Origin of the sequence: Pedobacter frigiditerrae (assembly GCF_004331645.1) — a bacterium.
Taxonomy (GTDB): Bacteria; Bacteroidota; Bacteroidia; order Sphingobacteriales; family Sphingobacteriaceae; genus Pedobacter; species Pedobacter frigiditerrae.
Genome location: NZ_SJSK01000001.1, coordinates 635,983 through 655,447 on the forward strand (window position 1 = coordinate 635,983; position 19,465 = coordinate 655,447).

Genomic DNA, 19,465 nt, shown 5'->3' on the forward strand with positions numbered 1-19,465 from the left:
TACAAATATAAGTTCAAAAATTTATATTCAAAATATTTTTTGACTTTTTTTAAATTTATTTTGTCCGCAAATGCGGACATTTTTTGGAACAAAACAATTTTATAACGTTATTTGTATTAATTATGGAAACCCGTAAATTGTGTTAGCAAAAGAAGAGCAAGATATTTTTTATAAAAAGCTAGGTGGACTAATCCGTTCTGCGAGAAAAAACGCGAAGTATAAACAGGAGTTTTTAGCAATGGAATTAGGCTTAACTAGGACATCTTTGGTTAACATTGAGCATGGAAACCAAAAGATACAACTTCATGTCCTGTTGGATTTAGCTAGAATAATTAATGTTGAAGTTACAGAGTTATTACCTAAATTAGAGAACGACAAATCATTAGACCTAAATAGTAAGTTCGAGGTAAATCTTTCTAAAGAAATTGAACAGAAATTCGATGACCGTGACCTAGCAATGCAAAAATTAAAACATTTCTATAAAATCACCCAATATAAAAAACGCTAAATGTCTTTTTACAAAGCAAATATCGGCTATTATAATAAGCTTTCAGAAACCGTTAACGAGTTGTTAGCTAACGCTGGAGTTATGAAAGCCCCTGTTCCCATAAAACAAATCGCGGCAATGTGCGGAGCTAATGTCGTTGGGTATGATTTTGGCGGAGAAATTTCTGGGGTTTTGGTTGTTGAAGAAAATAAATATACAATTGGGTTTAATACCGAAAACTCTAGGGTAAGACAAAGATTTACTATAGCCCATGAACTTGGACACCTAAAACAGCATGTCAACCTTAATAATAAAAATGAGTTTTTTGTCGATAGAGACTTCATTGTTAAATTTAGAAGTGACATAAAGTATAGCCCTAAAGAAATTGCTCAGGAACGACAGGCTAATGCATTTGCTGCAGCTATACTAATGCCAAAAGAATTTATACTTCATGAAATGAAAGACCCTAAATACAAGGAACTACATGAAACTAATATAATAGAGGAATTGGCAAAGGTTTTTGAAGTTAGCGTACCTGCCATGACATATAGGCTGTCCGATTTAAATATTTATAGATACTAACCTATTTCCATTAATATTTTTCATCCGTAAACTTAGCATATTTCCATTCCAAATGTTTAGAAAAACCATCTAAGTCTGGAAAAATTGAAAAATGATTTATTCCCAACTGCGCCAATTCTCTTCGGATAGTCCAAAAATGCTGACCTTTTATGTAAACAGGAAATAATTTTTTCTTATACTTTGAGTTAGTATTAAGTGGAATGAACCTATTGTCCGTGACAATTATTCTATGTGCTGTAAATATTCCTGCTTGGGCTGCAATACGTCTACTGATCATCGAAGACTTAAATATCTTTGTTGTAAAAGTATTCTTAAATGGATCTGGTAAAACTGCTTCATCTGAAATAAAATCTTCCTTACTTGGGAGAAAAACCCAAACCACACCATCTAGTATTTTCCCTTTATCATCAGTTTTTGGTGGTTTACAAACTGCAAACCATAAACCTATTAAGGCATTGCTCGACCAGTCTAATAGTCTTGTAGGCAACCCATGATGTTGAGCTAGAGCCAATAAGTCCCATGGATTGTCTGGCTTAAATTCTGATAATGGCAATATTCCTCTTTTAAATTCTGTAATTAAAGAATGTTCAACCTCTTTGATTGAGGACTTTGCTCTTATTGGAATTCTCCCAAGTTTTGGAATTAATGGCCTATCACAACTTTGTCCTCTAAAAAGGATTTCTGAACTACCATATATCATATCGAGGCTATCAAAATGCTCAATATATTCGGAAACACTCTTTATATATTCTTTAACCACATATTTAATTTTAATCAATATTAAATATAAGATTTTAATTAATAGCTTCTAAGCTGATTTTCATTAAACTTGGTTCTAATGTCTTCGCGCAGTCTCCGCACGACGCGAAGTATGTCATAGAAATAGCTACATTCCTTAAATTCCTTATAGGTTTTTATTGGTTCCAACGTATGCTTATACTTATCATACAGTTTTTTCAACTCTTGTATTGTAATAAACCATTCTAGCTTGGAAATTAAGAGTGTTTTTTCCTTAAGTTCCCAGTTCCAACCGAGCGTGAGACATATGCCTTTTTGTTCACAAAACTCTCCATTTTTAAATCGTTCAACTACGTTCGTCGCAAAAACTAGCTTTTCAGAAAATTGCCCCAGCCAGTCATTGACATTGCTTTCTAACTTCTTTTTCTTGTCTATTACACGATTAAGAACAGCCTCTTTTTCGGATTTTTTCTCCAAATATTTTTCTTCGGAAATAGCTTCACTAATTCGTAAGTCGAGTAACTTGTCTAATTCTCGAGCTAATCGCTGTTCATAAGAAGCGATTTGTTGTAATAGCTTCTTATGTTTGCTCACTTCTTCATGATAATCCTCCTTTATAGCTTCTATAGCCCAATCTCTAAATTTTGGAATAAGAGTGCTTGTTTCCAGTTCTCTTATTATCATTTCCTCCATTTCTATCGCTTTTGTATACTCTTTTTCTGTGCATTTTTCCCTGCGCTTCGTGCAGTGATAAAAAACATAGCTCTTATATTCTCGAGTAGACTTAATCATTTTGGTCTTTTTTGAAGCGGTTATGGCACAACCGCAAACCCCACATTTGATAAAGCCAGCAAAGGGAAATTCATGCCTTTTTGGTTTCAATTTTCCCTTGCGACCCAAAATTTCTTGTGCTTGCTCAAATTCTTGGAGCGTAATCATTGGCTTGTACACTCCTTTATATTGCTTGCCCATATAACTGAAATATCCGTAATAAAATGGATCGGTAAATATTCTGTACAGGACACTAACATGTAGAGGACATGGTGCTTTTTTACCACTTTGGCGCGTTCTAAATCCGTATTCGTTGTTGAGAATGTCGGTAATAGCAGGAGTTGTGTATTGCCTAGATAAAAGCATTTCAAATGCCTTTCTTATAATATGAAAGCGTTCGGGGTCTTCGATGATTTCATTCGTTCCGTGGATAGAATATTTCGTATTTAGATAGCCTAACTTAGCTAACATTGGAGGTTGCCCCAATTCACATTTTTGTAATAACCCTCTCTTAACTTTTACTGCCAAATCTCTACTGAATTGTGTCGCAACACTAGCTTCAATACTTAGCAATAATCCGTTATCTTCGCTTCGATATTCCTTGTAAGGTGTCCAAATTGACTGTATCGCACCTGTTTGTAATAAATACTGGAATTCTCCCGCCTCCAAATGGTTTCGCATTAATCTATCTATGTGCCAAACCACAATGCCCGATGCTTCACCCTTTTTAATTCGGTTTATCATATCAGTATAAAACGGTCTATTAAAAGGTATGGAGGCAGATTTTTTATCTTGAAATGAATGGGTCACATTCAAACCTTCTCTTTCGATGACCTTTTGATTATCCTTCAATTGCCCTTCAATCGACAAAACCTGCCGACTATCTCCTTCGGTTGATTTTCTAGCATATTCAAAATAGACAATTTTTCCTTTATTCATTAAAACGCAAAGAGGGAGCAACTAAAAACACTTTTGTCTTTGCCGGACTAAATGTTAGTTGCTCCCTCGCTGGGTACAAAAATATTTTTTGTTGTTCACTTAATCCGGCATATCATTTATATCAGTTTCCTCAACTTTCGCAAGTGGCTTAATGCAGAATGAAACATATTGTAACAGCAATGAAGCTTTAAACTGTGCTTCTTTTGCTGTTAGCAAAACATTAAACTCATCCTCGTATAATTTTATAAAACTTTGCAGCTGGTCAGGCTTGATTTCCATGACTTATATTCTTGCAGTTTTTTGATTGTATTTTTAGTACCCTTTAATTTATCCCTTGATAAATTAAAGGGTACTAAAAATAATTCTCTCACTCCCGTATTCTGTAAGCGTGTACGAATACCACCCATTCACACCTATAGCACGGACAAACTGGCGCAACAGAGACCAGTTATTTGGCATTAAACAATTAGACCGTTTGCAACATATTTATTGTCTCGGAAAGACAGGAACAGGTAAAAGTACTTTGCTCGTGAATATGGCATTGGATGATATTTACAAGGGAAACGGAATTTGCGTCATTGATCCTCACGCAGACACTGTAAACACATTAATTAAGAAAATCCCTGAACACCGAAAGGAAGATGTCGTCTATTTTGATGCGACGAACTTAGACACACCACCTACGTTTAACCCTCTTTATAACGTTCCAGAACATCAGAGGCAATTGGTTGCATCAGAAATGGTTTTGACCCTCAAAAAGATATTCCACGAGAATTGGGGTAATAAGTTGGAATATATATTGCGCTTTTCCATTCTCACTCTTCTTGATTATCCAGATGCTACACTATTAGACATTCATGCCTTGTTGGTGGACAAGGAATTTCGCTCAATGATTTTGAAATATGTTAAAAATCCTTATACTCATTCCTTCTGGGCGACCGAATACAACGCCTACACCCCGAGCGTACAGGCGAGCCAAATCATGCCGATACTCAACAAGATTGGCATTTTCCTCGCAAACGATACATTACGAGTAATTATGGGAGGGCATAAAAGCATTTCTATCGAACAGTGTATGAATGACAATAAAATATTGCTCTGCAATCTTTCCAAAGGTGAGATTGGTGAAGATATCTCCACCATACTTGGAAGTTTTCTTACAACATGCATTCAAACTAACGCTATGAGGCGAGCGGAAAAACCTTTAAACGAACGCATGCAGTTTTATTTGTATATAGATGAAGCCCATTCATTTCTCTCATCATCATTTGCCACAATGCTTAGTGAAGTACGAAAATATGGTGTTGGCTTATTTCTCACACATCAACATTTAGAGCAACTAGAGGATGGTGTTAGAAGCGCAGTACTAGGAAATGTCGGGACTATTATCTGTTTTCGTTTAGGATTGAAAGACGCAAAAGTTATGGAAAGAGAATTTTATCCAACCTTTAATCATGAGGATTTTATCAATCTGCCTAGATATAATATTTATATAAAGTTGCTTATAGATGGGACAAGTAGTAAAGGTTTTAGCGCGATAACCCACCTTGAAAATTGATATAGTTGACTTTAATGGAATGAAACAGTATAAATAAAATTAAACAGAACTCTATTAATTTATTAATATATTAGAGTAATTGTTTAGCTTCTAATTAGTTAAAAATATATTATGCTTATAGGTATCTTCTCAGACGTACACGATAATCTTGAAAATCTTAAAAGAACATTGCTGTTTTTTAACTCACGTCAAATTTCAACTCTCATTTTCTGTGGCGACTTTTGCTCTCCTATTCCCGCAAGATTAATGGGTGCCTTTGAAGGAGAAATACACTGTGTATTTGGTAATGGTGACGGAGATCGTTTTACTATTTCGAAATTTGCCAATAACGAATTTAAAAATTTGAAATTGCATGGCGAACATGCTGAGCTTAATTTTGGAAATGCTAAGATTGCAGTAACACACTACCCTCTTTATGGGAAAGCCCTTGCTTCAACTGGTGATTATAATGCGGTCTTTTCTGGACATACCCACGAAAAGAGTGAGGAAAGAATTAATGATTGTTTATGGGTAAACCCTGGTGAAATAATGGGGTGGAAAGGAACTCCTACATGTGCTATTTATAACACAGAAACTAATGCCGTTGACTTTTTCGAAATATAATAGCTATTAAAATGAACGTGCTACTCGACGGCGATATTACTCAAACAAAATTAATTGAATTTTGCGCCGAAACAGAAGCATTGTTGAGCTCAGCTCTAAAAAAAGTAGACAAATTTTCCGATTGTAAAATACATACTTCTTTAGATTTGGGGTTTCCACACGATTTAATTAGGATTGCGGGAGGATTTCCAACGGGTTCCTTTGTGGAGTGGAAGAGTACTGTGCCTTTTATTCCCGTTGATACCACAGTAAACATCTGTACGGGCTCAATTTTTGAAATAACTGGAGATATAAACTATTTTAACAAGTTCAGTTTCGATAATTTATTAAAATCATTAACTACCTCATCCTATATTTTCAATTTTAATAGAGGAAATCACTTTATTATTATTGCCCAGAGTTCGTTGACAAAAAAATATTATCTACTATTACATTCATCAGCATCTGAATTCAAAAAGCAGTTCAATGGGCTTTATCCGATAAAAGGCAACTGGTTTTATAATGATATCAAAACCGTTTCCAATGGCTCTAGATATTTAAGATATATCGATGGTCACAAAGCTGAACTATTTGCGAAAGTGGCAGAAGGAATTAAGCAATATAATTGTATTAGACACGAATTTATAGCTGAGACTTTATTAGGGGCAAATGCTATCGTAAATAAGGTTGACCATTATCATCATTACTATATGCCCGATAGTTCATCTGTTATGCTTGGGAGTTATTTAGCAAAAGAAAATGACACTTATCCAATTTTTACTAGCCCAGGAAATCCAATATTTATATATCAAGTGCATAAACATGCATTAAATGAGATATCCTTCAGGAATGAGGAATATTATTTAGTCCCACATGGGTGGGGAAAGATGTCTAAAAACATTGATACTATGAAGATAGATTTAACAAATAATACGTTTACATTGAATAATACTGAATTACAAATACAAGATGATGCAAGTCTAAGAGATCATGATGATTTATCATTGAGAAATTTTTCTGTAGATCCTATGTCTGAAGATTTTTATTTTAAACTGATTGGTGCCAAAATTAAAGGTATAGTTGTAGACCGCTTAGAACAAAAAATATCTTATACAAAGCATGGCTTTAAGAACTGGCAAATTCTTAACCCTTAATAATTCAATAAAATGAAGCAAAACCCCAAAGACATAAATAAATTTATCCTTTTCGTGGTAATTGGTGTATTTGTTTTTACTCAAAGCTATCTAAAACCACTTGCAGGAAATATTTATTTACTTTTTATTGTAAGTTATTTAGGCTCCCTAGGCTTCTATCACGTTTTTGTTATTGTTTTATATTGGCTAGTAAATAATGTAAGTTTTTTACTAAAGATTTATTACAATAGGACCTTCTTAAAAGGAATATGGTCATATAAATATACCCTTAATAATAAAGTTTATTTCGGTATATGGAATATTAATCAAGATTTAAACGGCATTTTAATTAATGGATATGGAATAAATATCGATGGAAAACCAAGGTCAGATGTAAGGTCAGTATCTCAACTAATCTACAATAAAGGAGCCTTTGATATAGTAAATTCTAGAGAGGATTTAATCGAACCTGAAAAAGAAAATTTCTCGAAGACGACCCTTCACCCCATCGCTAAAAACTCTAATGGCCTATCAATACCATATCCTACGTCTATGAGAGCTAGGACTTATATTTATGGTGGTCGTCTTTCAGGAACAATTCACGTTGATGTTCTATTTGAAAAACATGAAGATATAAAGTCAGAAGACGATGTTAGGATTAAACTTATTGATGAAATCAAACAAAATTATAACCCTTCAATGTATGAATACTAGGATATCCAACCTATTGTATTTCCAATTTCTTTTTCCGAGATTTAAGTAACGCTCACTTAACTCTCTCAACCCATGGCAACAGAAAAATCAATTGTTGCGCATTCTTCATTTCATTTTGAAGACCTGCAACTCTCGTCACAAAAATTCTATCAATCAGTAGAAGACACTCTCAACAGTTTCGAATACCCCAATCTTCGTGTCACACGGGTAAATCTCTCTGAGGGTACATTTATCACCAGTTCTCGTGAATACTTATGTATTCAGCATAAAGAACATCTGTTTTATGTTTGTGCTGCACCTTTTGGACGAAGCTATTTTATTTCATGGTGGCTGAAAGAAGAATTGAGCCTCTGGACGTTCATTTTAAGTATCATTCCTTTTTTTGGAGAGCGATGGGCTAGAAACAGTATGAAAAAAACATTCTATCAGCAAGACAGCGAAGACTTGTTTTTACAAAGTATCAAGAAAATAGTCGAGGCACTTGTTGAGAAAGTAACTAGTGACAAGGGATTTCGTTTAGCTCAAGCCTAAAGTGTTTCTTTCAAAACCAAAGGCTCTCGTTACCCAATTTTATGATTGGGAAATTCGAGGGCGTGGCTGGATGCGTGCGCCCGAGGCTGTAGAGCTTGAACCGCCGTTTTATCCATTCTTTGAGCATTATGTGCCCGAAGCCTATATTGATGACGGCAAACGCCCGACAATACTTAGCACGTTTGCGGACTTGTTCAGAAAAAACACCACACCAAAAGGCTATGAATACAAACCGCCCGAGTATGACGTATTTCCATTTATAGATGATGTTTCTTTAGTAACGTTCAGCATCGTGTTTCCGAAGCACCACAAACTGCGTTCGGAAAGCATGGAGCATCTGTTACTGATGATTTCAAAAAGCACATACCCGACAAGCTTCGAAGTTATAGCAACAGCCGAATATATCAAAACACAGCTTGTTTGCAGGGCTGGTGATAAGTTTTATATCTACGGACAGATAAAGGCATTGTTCCCTGAATGCATTGTGCAGGAGCAACCGCCTGAAAGCCTTACAGAACCCGACAAACTACTAAACATAGTTGAGTACGCGCTGAAAGAAGAGTTTATGCGACCGCTCGCAACCCCAAAGGGTTATGACCACGACCCGCTTCTAAGCTTCTATGCCGTGTTGGAACAGTTGCAGCATGAAGAGAGGGTTGTATTGCAAATACTCTTTTCAGGGCTTGTGAATGACTGGTCTAAAAGCATTATCAATGCCGTGTCAGACGGACACAACACTTCGTTTTTCATCGATGCGCCCGAGATGCCCAACTTGGCAAAGGAGAAGCTCACGCAACCGTTGTTTGCCGTGGCCATTCGGGTCGCCGTGCAAGACTATCACTATGACAATATTAATAGAGTGCAAGCACTATTAAATACCGCTTTGTGTACCGCCAGTGCATCAAATCATAATAGTTTAAAAGCCTTTGAGGATGCGGAGCTTGAAGACCTGTTGGATGACTTTGAGCTACGGCAAACGCACCGTTTCGGAATGCTTTTAAACATTAAAGAACTTGCAACCTTTGCCCATTTTCCAACGGGAATACATTCACATAAATTAGTACGGGATGCGAAGAAAACCAAAGGCGCACCGCTTTCGGTTGTCGGGCATCAATATCAATTGGGAGTAAACATTCATCAAGGGAAAGAAGTTGCCGTTGGCATCAGTCCCGAACAACGGCTTCGCCACCTGCACATCATAGGCGCAACAGGCACACGCAAGTCGAGCATGCTTCTGCACCTTATCAATCAAGACATTGCAAACGGAAACGGCTGTGCAATCTTAGACCCTCACGGAGATTTGATAGAAAACATACTGCCGTTTATTCCTAAAGAGCGAATAAAAGATGTTGTACTGATAGACCCCAACGACAGGGAGCATCCCGTGGCATTCAACATCTTGTCCGCACATTCGGAAGTGGAGAAAGAGGTATTGGCAAGCGATTTGGTGGCGCTCTTTAAACGCTTTAGCACTAGTTGGGGCGACCAGATGAACAGCGTTTTTGCCAACGCAATCATCGCATTTTTGGACAACACCAAAGGCGGCACATTGTTAGACCTGCGCCGTTTCCTACTTGAAAAAGACTTTAGGGAACAAATACTTTCGACCGTTACAGACCCCGACATTGTCTATTATTGGCGCAAGGAATTTCCTCTTTTAAAAGGTGGTTCTATCGCTCCGATACTTACAAGGCTTGATACCTTCCTGCGCCCGAAACTAATTCGCAACATGGTGTCGCAAAAGAAAAGTTTGAACTTTCAGGCGTTGATGGACAGCAATAAAATCATTCTCGTGAAATTAAGCGAGGGCATGATAGGAGCAGAAAATAGTTTTCTTATGGGTGCATTTATCGTGTCCAAAATTCAGCAGTCCGCAATGGCAAGGCAAGCGCAAGAAAGTGCTGAACGCACACCGTTCTACTTATACATAGACGAATTTCAGCACTTCATCACGCCCTCTATGGCAAACATGCTGAGCGGTGTCCGTAAATACGGTTTAGGCTTAATTTTGGCGCATCAGGACATGGCACAGGTTGCGAAATACGACAATGAACTTGCTGGCGCATTGCTTTCCAATGCCGGCACAAGGGTATGTTTCAGACTGGGCGATACCGATGCCAAGAGGCTGGCCGAAGGCTTCGCATCATTCGGAGCGGACGACCTGCAAAACCTTTCCCCAGGAGAAGCGATTGCCCGAGTGAACAGAAGCGAGGATGACTTTTCACTGATTGCTTCCTCATTGCGTGCAACAGATGACAAAGGATTTGCGGATGAAATCATTGCGCATTCAAGAACAACCTACGGCGCTACTATTCCCAAAGAAGAACCAACATTTGACGAGCCGAAAGTTACGCAGTCCGAACCCATTGTTGAAGACACCCAAGAACAACCTACTAGGCAAGAAGAAATTCCAGTGCCGTCAAAAGCGCCTAGTCAGCACCGCTATCATCAAGTTTTGATAAAGAAAATGGCGGAAGCCAACGGATACAGGGCAACGATTGAAGCCCCCACGCCTGACGGAAAAGGACGGGTTGACGTGTTGCTTGAAAAAGACGGAAAAATAATTGCCGTGGAAATATCCAAATCAACGGAAGCGACGTGGGAGGTGCATAACATTGAAAAGTGCCTGCAAGCCAATTACACAAAAATATTTGCCTGCATCGATAACACAAGTACACGAAAAGCGGTTATTCAATCCCTAAATCCAATACCGCATAATGTGCAAGTCGATACCGTTGAAAGCTTGCTAGTATTTCTGCAAACAGTATCGAAAGAGAAGGAAGAAAAGCGCGTGAAGGGCTATCGAGTGAATGTGCAACACAGAACGCTCACGACCGATGAACAGAATACGAAGCGAGCGATTATAGAAAGCATCGTAAAGAGTGGGAAGAAAAAATAATTTTGAAGTATTTTTATATATTAGATAACCAGTTACAAATCAAACGTTAACAAATCTATGGGTGAAAACAACCAAGTACGCTCCGCCGTCTCAAAAATTCTAGAGGAAGCAAAGGCTCCGAATGTTTCCGAAAACACTCTCGAACAAATCGTGAAAGCATTATATGAGATAAAAGACCCAAATGCTGTTGACGTCATCTTACGGGTAGCTCCGTTCTTAGGCCTTACCTTCATAACTCTAAAAAACTCAGTCGATTTTGGGGAAGCAGATTATTGGATGAAACAGCTAATCGAAATACTTAAAAAAAGAAAGTGATGCTAGAAGAGGTTGAACTGAAGATTAAAGACGCCTGTGACACATTTACACTCGCAGTCAGGGCGTTGAGCATTAGGTTCGCTGATGAAAGCATTGACCTAAAACACAACCAAAACCAAATTGCCGAGCTAATAAAATCTCATGCAGATACCGCAAGTTTGATTAATAATGCCATTATCACTTTAAACGATGAATATAATCTCTTTGAGGATGATAATGTTTGTAATAATTTCACTGCAACCATAGTAAGTTTTCTGCAGCCATCTTTTGGCTTCCTAGACCTCATCAAGATATTCAATGAAAAGACCGGGCAAAATGTTGCATTATCAATCGGTCTTTTCACGATTATTCAAAATTTCATAAATACCTTTTCATCTTCAGAAAAGATAAAAGAATACAAGAAACAATTCGCAGACAGAGGCATAGACATAAATGGTTTTAACTCAAAAATTCAACGTCCAATGGCACAAGAAAACAGAAAGAATATAATAAGCATCGTAATTGGGACAGTAGTAACCGCTGTAGTTATAGCCGTTTACTTTTTCACGCCCGATAAAACTCAATCGGAGGGTTTCAGTACCGTTCTGAGAATTTTACTAGCATTAGGGGTTGCGGGACTTTCTGCGGGAATAATCGGGTCATTAACCATTAAGACTACTCATACTTTGGGGCTTTCTGCCACAGGCGGCATGGCTATTTTTGTTTTGATATATTTTTATAATCCAGTAGGACACAATAGGGAAAATTTCAACACCACCGTCTTCTTAAAAGATAATAAGAACGAAAACATTTATTCTGATGAGCTAGGCTTAAAGCTGAAGCTAAATGACGACTACATAGCAGGCAATATGCTTACCAGCAATATGGGCTATTTATTCAAGACTATTTCAGAAACCTTTAAATCTAAACCTGTGGAATTATACCTAAAAAGTGATAAATGGGTATTTAAGAACCTTACCAAAACCACTACAGTAACGCTGGAAGAAAATAGTCTTTCTGTTCCAGTGGTAAGAGACAGCACCTCGTTAATAATAACTGGGAACGTCGGCAGCGCTGACGAACCCCTTGCAAATGTTAAAATATTGGTTGATGAATTTCCAGAAATAACCGCGAAGTCTGATGAAAGCGGCAATTTTTCAATAACCTTACCAAAAGATTTTTTCGGAGATGAGGTCAAAATTCACTTTTCACTTCCAAATTATATAAATAAGCAGGAACTTTTTAAGATTAATAAATTCCAACGAATTATCCTTGCCCCAAAAGAAAAAGTGTTATTGCCCACCTACGGTTAAGGCTTATCTTACAATTATCACTACCTAATTTTTAACGGTACATTACATATCCGTCTTGGGCAATGATGAAAACATAATCTTACTTTTAATAAATCTTGAATAGCGGAAAGAAGAGATAACACACAAGCTACAATACGGCGCACTGTCGTAGTAACAAGGGCGTAAGTATCATTACAGATTAATTATCTTGGGCTTTTGCCTCTTGGCGCATAAGTTCTTTTGACTTCAAATATCCGTCAAGACCCATCATAAAGCAAGCGCAAAGCGCAATTACGCAACAAATCTTATTGAAAAGATTTGCCCTGTCCCAAGTATGAACAATGTAGCTCCCATACACACCAAAGATTATAACTAGACCAAGTTGAACCAATATCATTTGACGAATTTAAAAATAAAGTTGGAAATTGAGAGTATTCTTACAGCGATATAGTGCGTTCTATCTTCATAATTTCTTCACACGAAAATGCATTTCTTTTGGGTAAATTGCAACAAGAATTTTACCCGTAACCCCTCTCAACAATGCCTCTAGAACCCACACCTTCCGACACTGGACGTGAAAAAGTCAATTGTCCCAACTGCAAACAGACAACAGTCCAAAGAATCCCTCGACCGACACTTTTCAAGATACTTATGTGGTGGAGTTCGTTGCGACGGTTCAAGTGCTACAACTGTTACAACAGCTTTTATGCGTAGGACTATTTTTTCATCATACTATCGAGCAACTTAACAAGCCTCGCAATTTCCTCGTCTTTAGATTTAATGATTTGCTCGTACAGTTCCTTTTGTCCAACTACCAAAGTCTCAATGTTGCCAAAAAGAGTTCCTTGATTTTGCTCGAAGTTGATAACGGCAGGCACTTGTCCCATGATATCCATTGGACTAACCTCTAGCACCTCGGCAAGCTTCTCCATCATTTCGGCAGAAATCTTGATTTGGTTGTTCTCATACTTAGAGTAAGTATTTTGAGCGATACCCAGCCTGTTTGCAACGTTCTCTTGCGACAATCCGCGCAGTTCACGCACTAGTCTTAATTTCATGCCATACATAACCCAAATATATTAAAAGTTATCATTAGTACGAATAAAGTATCATCATGGGTGGTAGGTTTTAAAATGAAAGTTCTTGAGTTTTACACCGTAACCAAACCCCAAACTTTATGAAAAAATTCATTACCTATCTTATCGTGGCGTGCGCCATCGGCACATTATCAAGTTGCGCAACAATCCTTACCAAAACCACACAAACCGTGAAAGTCATTTCAGACCCGCCGAATGCGGACGTTGAAGTAAACGGTGTAGCGAAAGGCAAAACGCCTGTTGATGTAACCCTTAAAAAAGGTTTTACAGGAGAGCAAATCGTAGTGAAAAAAAGCGGTTATCAAACCGCCACCATAGCGCCAAAAACCGTGTTCAATCCAGTTGCCGTGCTGAATATGCTCGGAATGCTGGGGTGGGCAGTCGATGCCGCAACTGGAGCAATGATGAAGTACGAGCACAAGAATTATGAGGTAACGCTTAAAAAACAATAAGGAAATGAAAGTATATATAGTAATCGCACTAATAATCTTTTCTCTTGTTTCCTGTAAGAAGGAAAATAGTTCATCTTCAGCCACGAAAGTTGAATTACTCACTAAAAAATCGTGGGTGCAAACCTCTAGCGAAATATACAATGACGGTATAAGCAAATGGGAAACGTACAATTCATCAACTCCCCGTGTGCAATATTATTTTTTCTATGCTGATGGAACAGCGGAGCGGAAAGAGAATACAGGCGGTACTACCTATACGGTCATCAGCAAAGGAAGTTGGAGTTTTGCCAATAACGAAAAGACGTTAAAGCACTCCTTTTTTACGGGGATGCTTGACTTGTCAATCGACGAGCTTTCCGAGACACGGTTGCAACTTTCGGGATTTGAGACTGGCACTAATGGCGATAAGTTTAGATATACGTACGTGCATCCGTAATAGTTATAAATAATGTTAAAACAGTCGGGGGCATTAGGCATAGTCCAAAGTTATAGGCTTATCAAATGAGACAATCCCGCTGTTTTATAAATCAAACATAATTAAAACAGTGGGTGCTTTAGTCGTCGCTCAAAGCTTTGAGGCTTATCGGATGAATTAATTCCACTGTTTATAAAAGACAAACGACAGGTAGCATTATAATACATCTGAAATCTCAGGATTTTTGCAAAGAGGAAAGACCTGTCGTTTTTTGACAAAGATGGAAGCAACAAGCAGAAAAAAGAACTACACGTATTTTATCGGAACGGACGTTTCAAGAAACAAGCTTGACCACGTAGTAATGAAAGGAACAACGGTGCTGTTCCATCGAGAAATTAAAAACAACGCCGAGGAAATAACTGCGTTTATCCAAGAGCTAAAAGCACTGACGGGCTTCACGGTTTCAAAAGCCGTGTTTGCCATGGAACATACGGGAATATACTGCAATCATCTCCTCAACTGCCTGAAACGGGTCAAGGCAAACATTGTGCTCGAAGGCGCATTGCATATCAGGAACTCGCTCGGAAACATCAGGGGCAAAAACGACAAGATTGATGCAAGGCGCATAGCCGAATATGCGTATAAATCCCGCGACCATTTGCGACTATGGATGCCCAAACGGCAGGTACTGGTAGAGCTTGCCAACCTCTCAACCATAAGAACCCGCTTGCTCTCCCTGCAGGTCGCAATCAATGTCCCGTTAAAAGAGCAATCCACTTTTATAAAAAAGGGTGTGGCAAAAAGCAGTGTGAAGTTATGTAGTAGGAGCATAGAGGCGTTAAAAGCGGACATTGAAGAAGTTAACATAAGCATTGCAAAGCTCATTCGGGAAGATGAACGGCTTAATCAACTAATGAAAATAGTAACTTCCGTTCCTTGCATCGGACCGATAACGGCGGTTCATCTGCTCGTCTGCACGAATGAGTTCAGGGACATTAACAACCCGAAGAAATTTGCCTGTTATGCGGGAGTTGCGCCGTTTTTGAAGTCATCTGGAACGGTACTGGGAAAAGCAAGGGTTTCTCACATGGCTAATAAGAAAATGAAGTCCTTGTTGCATATATGCGCGATGGGCTCGGTTAAAAACGTGCCAGAGATGAAGGCGTACTATTTGCGTAAAACCGAAGGAGAGGGCAAACAAAAAATGCTTGTGTTGAACGCAATTCGCAATAAGCTAATTCTTAGAATTTTTGCTTGCGTTAATCAGGACAGGAGTTATCAAGCTGTGTATCTTCGCTCGCCAACAAATGAAATTAATAGTTCAAGCGAACGGTAGAGGCATCAACCTTCTAGCAATCTGCCAAACGCCTTATAGCTTAATCCATTTTAAAAATATTTGCATGGAAAACTCTAGTTATGTTCTGTTTAAATTTTTACTATTTTACAAAGGATTGCAAGATTAGATTTATTGGTAATAAATGTCAGATACTAAAAGACCTCCATATTCCTGTTATGTCATTGATGACGAGCTTCATTCTGTTGAGGCAATGACTAATTATGTAAGTCGTGTGCCAGAGCTTTCCCTAATGGGCTGTTCGACAAATCCGATGGAGGCGTTAAGGGAAGTAAGCGAGGGAGTAACTCCAGACATCATATTGTTGGATGTTGAAATGCCTCAAATTTCGGGCATTGATTTAATCGAAAGGCTTCCTAAGGAATCAGTTATTATATTGATAACTGGTCACTCAAAATATGCACTCGATGGCTTTGAAAAAGATGTTGTAGACTTCCTTCTAAAGCCCATTTCCTTCGACCGTTTTACCAAGGCAATAAATAAGGCGATAACATTTCTTCAGCAGACCCTGCGCTTAGAGAGCTCACTCTTCGTTAACCTAACAGGTGGGGCTGACCTTTTGCCAATCAAGATTAATTCGATACTGTACATCGAGGCACAGGATCACAGGATGAACATCTGTACTTTGGAGGGCAGTCATCTTGTAAAAATCAGTATGAAGCACATTCAGGACAAGCTTTCTAATGAGATGTTCGTTAGGGTTCACAGGTCATTCATTGTCAACGTTAACCATATCAAAACCATAAATAAGAGCTTTATGCTTTTGACTGGGGATATAAAAATCTCAATCGGAGAGGCATATAAGACAGGGCTCTTTGAACTCATCAAGCAAAACAAATAGGCATTCACGTATGGAATTTGCCTATTGGCGATTTTTTTACATAAAGTCAAAGGACTAGGCTATCTTAGTAAAATGAAGAACATACTAATTACACTTTTGCTATGCGTTGCATCTAATATCTGCTTTTCTCAGTCGCAAGCCTCTGACGCAATCAAGAAGTCGTTAGTTGTAGACCAGAAGTTGTTTCATTCCAATGAGTTTGAAAAAAAGAGTTTCCTGTTTTTGCTGACACTTAGTATAGATAGTAACGGAAATGTCGATTCGGTCTCCCATTCAGAGAGCGACGTTTTTTCTAAAAAGTTGATTGATATAAATAAAACTATACGTAGACTAAAAAGCGATAAAAGCTCTTTTAAGGAATATAAGAACCAAGTTTTGGTTATCGGCATCAACCTGATGCGTTCTGATGCAGAACGTACCTCCTTAACAGACCTCAATAAACTATATACCAGCTTATTGAAAAGCACAGAGAAATACAAAAAAATTACTTATCTGGATTCTCTGTTGATAGTAATATAAGGGTAACTCGCCATTCTATTTTATCTCTATATATCATCACTGCGTTCAAGATATTACCGCCTGAATACCAAAACAAACTAAATAATCACTTAAAAAAAGAAAATGAAAAGAACCCATTTATTATTAATTGCCCTCATTGCAGTATTGTTTGCCTGTAGCAAAGACCTTGTCACAATGAAAGATGCTCAGGTAGTATCATTTGCAAATGCAAAAGCGCTCGTGGGAGAAGATAAGACTATTATGCTTAGCTCGGTATCTGTTGACCCTTTGTTTCAGGATTATCTGAGTACACTAATGGATATTCAAAAAACCCATAATGAACAACTTAATAAAGCTCAAAAGTACGATGCAACCAAGTGGAAACCCGCCGTCCAACCAAAGACTGAAACTGAATACATCAGTCATCTTAAAAGCCTTGGTTTCTCTAACCCAGAGCTGATACTTGCTAAGTATAAAGAGGCAAATGGTAAGCTTGCCAAATTGTATAAAAAATATCCCAATTTCTCAAATAGCCTGAGCAAAGAAGAAAAGGAAGAGTTTTTCAAGAAAGAAACGCTTAAATTTTTATCGAAATGAAAAGCAGAGTAATCCTAATCGTATTCATTGGGTTATTTTTAAGCATTAACAACGCAAACGCCCAATCGGTTAACAATTCTACGGTAGAAAAAGTCAGCGTTGTCGGCCCTCCTCCTGAGGTTCCCACTTGTTTGAGCCAGTTCAATTCAAGAATGGAGATGACTTATAACTTATGGATATTAATGATAGCGGTTTGTGATGTCACTTTTCCGTCAGATCCCGCAGGTCTTACCGAATGCAAAATATTGGCTGACGACACTAACACCGCGATGCTTATGGCTGATTTAAGTGCCTTTAATAGGTGTAATGACAAAGCGAGTGAATAAGCGCTATGGGTTAAAAAAATCGCGCCCTTAATTTTAATCAATTGACCTCTAAAAAATTAAATATTTCAAATGAAAAACGCACTATTTATAATCATATTAATCGGGTTGTCCCTATGCTTCACTAATGCGGACTCTCAGTCCGTTAATAATTCTAAAATTCCTACTGTTAGTGTTGTGGGTCCACCACCAGAAGCACCAAGTTGTTTAGACTCCTATTTAAGCTTTTGCGACAACCTGCAGAATATCTTGAGTGCAGCCACAGCGAACTGTACGGCGACGTTTGCGAACGATCCAGATGGACACATCGAATGTAATAATTATGCGTTCGACTTGTATTTTAATATGCACGGAGTTGCTGACGCAATGTACGATCGATGTAAATTAAATGAAGCTCAATAATGAATTAATAAAAGCCACTCAATCGAGTGGCTTTGTTGTTAGTAGTGTTTCCAGTTTCTTTATCTTTTCTTTATTTGGCGTGCCTTGGTCAATCTCCCAACAGCGTATCGTGGAAGCATCAACCCCTAGCAGTTTCCCAAACGCTTTATAGCTCAATCCGTTTATGCACTTGTAAGCAAATATCTTTTCCGATAACGTATTTGTATTTAACTCAAACGGGACATATCCCAAAAAGGAAATGATACTTGGGTAGTAGTTAATTTGAGGCTTGTTTCGATTGTTTTCCCAGTTGGTAATACAGTCGGCACTAACCTTAAACATTTCCGCCACCTCACTCTGCATTAGACCCAATTGCATACGTTTCTTTTTGATATGCTCTCCAATGTTTTTTGGATTGTTCGGAAAACCTGCTTTGAAAGGTTTTGGAAAGGTTTTTTCCTTTCGTAGAATAATCGACACACCAATGTCCTTGCGGTTTTTTTAATCACCCAGAAAAGGAATGTTTATGCGGCCCAGGAATAGTACAAAAGTATTTAAGCAAAATATCTGGCCCCTTATTAGATAGGATCGATTTACACGTTGAGGTTACGCCCGTAAATTTCACAGAACTGGCATCATCCCGCGAAGCGGAAAAAAGCAGCTTGATTAGAGAAAGAGTGATGAAAGCAAGAGCAGTTCAAGACAAACGTTTTGAAGCTAACGATGCTTTGCATTTTAACGCACAGATGAGTCCGAATATGGTTAGGCAAATTTGTGTTATTGATGAAACAGGACAAGTTTTAATTAAACGAGCGATGGAAAAATTAGGCTTATCTGCTCGCGCTTACGACCGTATTTTAAAAGTTGCACGCACCATTGCAGACTTGGCAGCCAGTGAAAATATAGAGTCGGAACATTTAGCCGAAGCTATACATTATAGAAGTTTGGATAGAGAAAGTTGGGCTGGATAGAATGGAAGAAGGTAGA

23 protein-coding genes and 1 pseudogene are annotated in these 19,465 nt (G+C 38.1%); 19 read left to right on the forward strand and 5 right to left on the reverse strand.

The annotated features are described in order from the left end of the window. Positions 1-139 precede the first annotated feature (139 nt). Together EZ428_RS02670 and EZ428_RS02675 are read left to right on the forward strand one after the other, a co-directional pair. The gene (locus tag EZ428_RS02670; protein ID WP_165501693.1) at positions 140-508 is read left to right on the forward strand and encodes a helix-turn-helix domain-containing protein; all 369 of its coding nucleotides are present in this window, start codon (positions 140-142) and stop codon (positions 506-508) included. After that, a complete protein-coding gene (locus EZ428_RS02675; protein ID WP_131551559.1) occupies positions 509-1,069 on the forward strand; it encodes an ImmA/IrrE family metallo-endopeptidase in 561 nt (186 codons plus the stop codon). A gap of 10 nt (positions 1,070-1,079) precedes the next feature. Here the strand turns inward: EZ428_RS02675 and EZ428_RS02680 are convergent, their stop codons facing one another. The 3 genes from EZ428_RS02680 to EZ428_RS02690 all read right to left on the reverse strand — a co-directional run bounded on the left by EZ428_RS02680 (position 1,080) and on the right by EZ428_RS02690 (position 3,796). Beyond that, complete coding sequence (locus EZ428_RS02680; RefSeq protein ID WP_131551560.1) at positions 1,080-1,847, reverse strand: FRG domain-containing protein; 768 nt, start codon at positions 1,845-1,847, stop codon at positions 1,080-1,082. Between the two features lie 20 nt (positions 1,848-1,867). Next, a complete protein-coding gene (locus EZ428_RS02685) occupies positions 1,868-3,517 on the reverse strand; it encodes a recombinase family protein (RefSeq protein ID WP_131551561.1) in 1,650 nt (549 codons plus the stop codon). Between the two features lie 99 nt (positions 3,518-3,616). Then, entirely contained in the window at positions 3,617-3,796 is a 180-nt protein-coding gene (locus tag EZ428_RS02690) for a hypothetical protein (RefSeq protein ID WP_131551562.1), read from the reverse strand. Positions 3,797-3,905: 109 nt separating this feature from the next. On the opposite strand from EZ428_RS02690, the gene EZ428_RS02695 reads away from it, so the two are divergent. The 8 genes from EZ428_RS02695 to EZ428_RS02730 all read left to right on the forward strand — a co-directional run bounded on the left by EZ428_RS02695 (position 3,906) and on the right by EZ428_RS02730 (position 12,541). After that, positions 3,906-5,075, forward strand: coding sequence for a type IV secretory system conjugative DNA transfer family protein (locus EZ428_RS02695; protein ID WP_225870982.1), 1,170 nt, complete (start codon positions 3,906-3,908; stop codon positions 5,073-5,075). Positions 5,076-5,186: 111 nt separating this feature from the next. Further along, a complete protein-coding gene (locus EZ428_RS02700) occupies positions 5,187-5,678 on the forward strand; it encodes a metallophosphoesterase (RefSeq protein ID WP_131551564.1) in 492 nt (163 codons plus the stop codon). 11 nt (positions 5,679-5,689) lie between these two features. Further along, positions 5,690-6,811, forward strand: coding sequence for a hypothetical protein (locus EZ428_RS02705; protein WP_131551565.1), 1,122 nt, complete (start codon positions 5,690-5,692; stop codon positions 6,809-6,811). A 12-nt stretch (positions 6,812-6,823) separates the two neighbouring features. Next, the gene (locus EZ428_RS02710) at positions 6,824-7,504 is read left to right on the forward strand and encodes a hypothetical protein (protein WP_131551566.1); all 681 of its coding nucleotides are present in this window, start codon (positions 6,824-6,826) and stop codon (positions 7,502-7,504) included. A 72-nt stretch (positions 7,505-7,576) separates the two neighbouring features. Further along, complete coding sequence (locus EZ428_RS02715) at positions 7,577-8,035, forward strand: hypothetical protein (protein WP_131551567.1); 459 nt, start codon at positions 7,577-7,579, stop codon at positions 8,033-8,035. 1 nt (position 8,036) lies between these two features. After that, positions 8,037-10,934 carry a type IV secretory system conjugative DNA transfer family protein gene (locus tag EZ428_RS02720; protein WP_131551568.1) on the forward strand — a complete coding sequence of 966 codons (2,898 nt, stop codon included), beginning with the start codon at positions 8,037-8,039 and terminating at the stop codon, positions 10,932-10,934. A 57-nt stretch (positions 10,935-10,991) separates the two neighbouring features. Next, a complete protein-coding gene (locus EZ428_RS02725; RefSeq protein WP_131551569.1) occupies positions 10,992-11,249 on the forward strand; it encodes a hypothetical protein in 258 nt (85 codons plus the stop codon). Continuing rightward, positions 11,249-12,541, forward strand: a complete 1,293-nt coding sequence (locus EZ428_RS02730) for a hypothetical protein (protein ID WP_131551570.1) — start codon at positions 11,249-11,251, stop codon at positions 12,539-12,541. The genes EZ428_RS02725 and EZ428_RS02730 overlap by 1 nt, the downstream gene beginning before the upstream one ends. 695 nt (positions 12,542-13,236) lie before the next feature. On the opposite strand, the gene EZ428_RS02735 is transcribed toward EZ428_RS02730, so the two are convergent. Next, positions 13,237-13,587 carry a helix-turn-helix domain-containing protein gene (locus tag EZ428_RS02735; RefSeq protein WP_131551571.1) on the reverse strand — a complete coding sequence of 117 codons (351 nt, stop codon included), beginning with the start codon at positions 13,585-13,587 and terminating at the stop codon, positions 13,237-13,239. Between the two features lie 110 nt (positions 13,588-13,697). Here EZ428_RS02735 and EZ428_RS02740 point away from each other — a divergent pair, with 110 nt between their 5' ends. The 8 genes from EZ428_RS02740 to EZ428_RS02775 all read left to right on the forward strand — a co-directional run bounded on the left by EZ428_RS02740 (position 13,698) and on the right by EZ428_RS02775 (position 18,499). Continuing rightward, positions 13,698-14,069 (forward strand): PEGA domain-containing protein, encoded by a 372-nt coding sequence (locus EZ428_RS02740; RefSeq protein ID WP_131551572.1) that lies wholly within the window; start codon positions 13,698-13,700, stop codon positions 14,067-14,069. 4 nt (positions 14,070-14,073) lie between these two features. Then, positions 14,074-14,505, forward strand: a complete 432-nt coding sequence (locus tag EZ428_RS02745) for a hypothetical protein (RefSeq protein WP_131551573.1) — start codon at positions 14,074-14,076, stop codon at positions 14,503-14,505. A 259-nt stretch (positions 14,506-14,764) separates the two neighbouring features. Beyond that, on the forward strand, positions 14,765-15,820 hold the full coding sequence (locus EZ428_RS02750; RefSeq protein ID WP_131551574.1) for a transposase: 1,056 nt from the start codon (positions 14,765-14,767) through the stop codon (positions 15,818-15,820). 142 nt (positions 15,821-15,962) lie between these two features. After that, entirely contained in the window at positions 15,963-16,679 is a 717-nt protein-coding gene (locus EZ428_RS02755) for a LytR/AlgR family response regulator transcription factor (protein WP_131551575.1), read from the forward strand. A gap of 72 nt (positions 16,680-16,751) precedes the next feature. Further along, entirely contained in the window at positions 16,752-17,198 is a 447-nt protein-coding gene (locus tag EZ428_RS02760) for a hypothetical protein (protein ID WP_131551576.1), read from the forward strand. A 102-nt stretch (positions 17,199-17,300) separates the two neighbouring features. Next, positions 17,301-17,774 carry a hypothetical protein gene (locus EZ428_RS02765; protein WP_131551577.1) on the forward strand — a complete coding sequence of 158 codons (474 nt, stop codon included), beginning with the start codon at positions 17,301-17,303 and terminating at the stop codon, positions 17,772-17,774. Next, positions 17,771-18,100, forward strand: a complete 330-nt coding sequence (locus tag EZ428_RS02770; RefSeq protein ID WP_131551578.1) for a hypothetical protein — start codon at positions 17,771-17,773, stop codon at positions 18,098-18,100. The genes EZ428_RS02765 and EZ428_RS02770 overlap by 4 nt, the downstream gene beginning before the upstream one ends. A 69-nt stretch (positions 18,101-18,169) precedes the next feature. Next, positions 18,170-18,499: a hypothetical protein gene (locus EZ428_RS02775; protein ID WP_131551579.1), complete on the forward strand. Its 330-nt coding sequence runs from the start codon at positions 18,170-18,172 to the stop codon at positions 18,497-18,499. Between the two features lie 18 nt (positions 18,500-18,517). On the opposite strand, the gene EZ428_RS02780 is transcribed toward EZ428_RS02775, so the two are convergent. Continuing rightward, positions 18,518-18,958, reverse strand: coding sequence for a helix-turn-helix domain-containing protein (locus EZ428_RS02780; RefSeq protein WP_262711761.1), 441 nt, complete (start codon positions 18,956-18,958; stop codon positions 18,518-18,520). Between EZ428_RS02780 and EZ428_RS02785 the strand changes: the two are divergent. Further along, a pseudogene (locus tag EZ428_RS02785) lies at positions 18,952-19,449 on the forward strand (magnesium chelatase subunit ChlI family protein); the annotation flags it as partial. The gene EZ428_RS02780 and the pseudogene EZ428_RS02785 sit on opposite strands and share 7 nt — an antisense overlap. Positions 19,450-19,465 lie beyond the last annotated feature (16 nt).

Bases quoted from the DNA above. Each gene is read 5' to 3' on its own strand.
- EZ428_RS02675 (WP_131551559.1), top strand. From the start codon at position 509: ATGTCTTTTTACAAAGCAAATATCGGCTATTATAATAAGCTTTCAGAA.
- EZ428_RS02685 (WP_131551561.1), bottom strand. From the start codon at position 3,517: ATGAATAAAGGAAAAATTGTCTATTTTGAATATGCTAGAAAATCAACC.
- EZ428_RS02690 (WP_131551562.1), bottom strand. From the start codon at position 3,796: ATGGAAATCAAGCCTGACCAGCTGCAAAGTTTTATAAAATTATACGAG.
- EZ428_RS02700 (WP_131551564.1), top strand. From the start codon at position 5,187: ATGCTTATAGGTATCTTCTCAGACGTACACGATAATCTTGAAAATCTT.
- EZ428_RS02705 (WP_131551565.1), top strand. From the start codon at position 5,690: ATGAACGTGCTACTCGACGGCGATATTACTCAAACAAAATTAATTGAA.
- EZ428_RS02710 (WP_131551566.1), top strand. From the start codon at position 6,824: ATGAAGCAAAACCCCAAAGACATAAATAAATTTATCCTTTTCGTGGTA.
- EZ428_RS02715 (WP_131551567.1), top strand. From the start codon at position 7,577: ATGGCAACAGAAAAATCAATTGTTGCGCATTCTTCATTTCATTTTGAA.
- EZ428_RS02725 (WP_131551569.1), top strand. From the start codon at position 10,992: ATGGGTGAAAACAACCAAGTACGCTCCGCCGTCTCAAAAATTCTAGAG.
- EZ428_RS02730 (WP_131551570.1), top strand. From the start codon at position 11,249: ATGCTAGAAGAGGTTGAACTGAAGATTAAAGACGCCTGTGACACATTT.
- EZ428_RS02735 (WP_131551571.1), bottom strand. From the start codon at position 13,587: ATGTATGGCATGAAATTAAGACTAGTGCGTGAACTGCGCGGATTGTCG.
- EZ428_RS02740 (WP_131551572.1), top strand. From the start codon at position 13,698: ATGAAAAAATTCATTACCTATCTTATCGTGGCGTGCGCCATCGGCACA.
- EZ428_RS02745 (WP_131551573.1), top strand. From the start codon at position 14,074: ATGAAAGTATATATAGTAATCGCACTAATAATCTTTTCTCTTGTTTCC.
- EZ428_RS02750 (WP_131551574.1), top strand. From the start codon at position 14,765: ATGGAAGCAACAAGCAGAAAAAAGAACTACACGTATTTTATCGGAACG.
- EZ428_RS02755 (WP_131551575.1), top strand. From the start codon at position 15,963: ATGTCAGATACTAAAAGACCTCCATATTCCTGTTATGTCATTGATGAC.
- EZ428_RS02760 (WP_131551576.1), top strand. From the start codon at position 16,752: ATGAAGAACATACTAATTACACTTTTGCTATGCGTTGCATCTAATATC.
- EZ428_RS02765 (WP_131551577.1), top strand. From the start codon at position 17,301: ATGAAAAGAACCCATTTATTATTAATTGCCCTCATTGCAGTATTGTTT.
- EZ428_RS02770 (WP_131551578.1), top strand. From the start codon at position 17,771: ATGAAAAGCAGAGTAATCCTAATCGTATTCATTGGGTTATTTTTAAGC.
- EZ428_RS02775 (WP_131551579.1), top strand. From the start codon at position 18,170: ATGAAAAACGCACTATTTATAATCATATTAATCGGGTTGTCCCTATGC.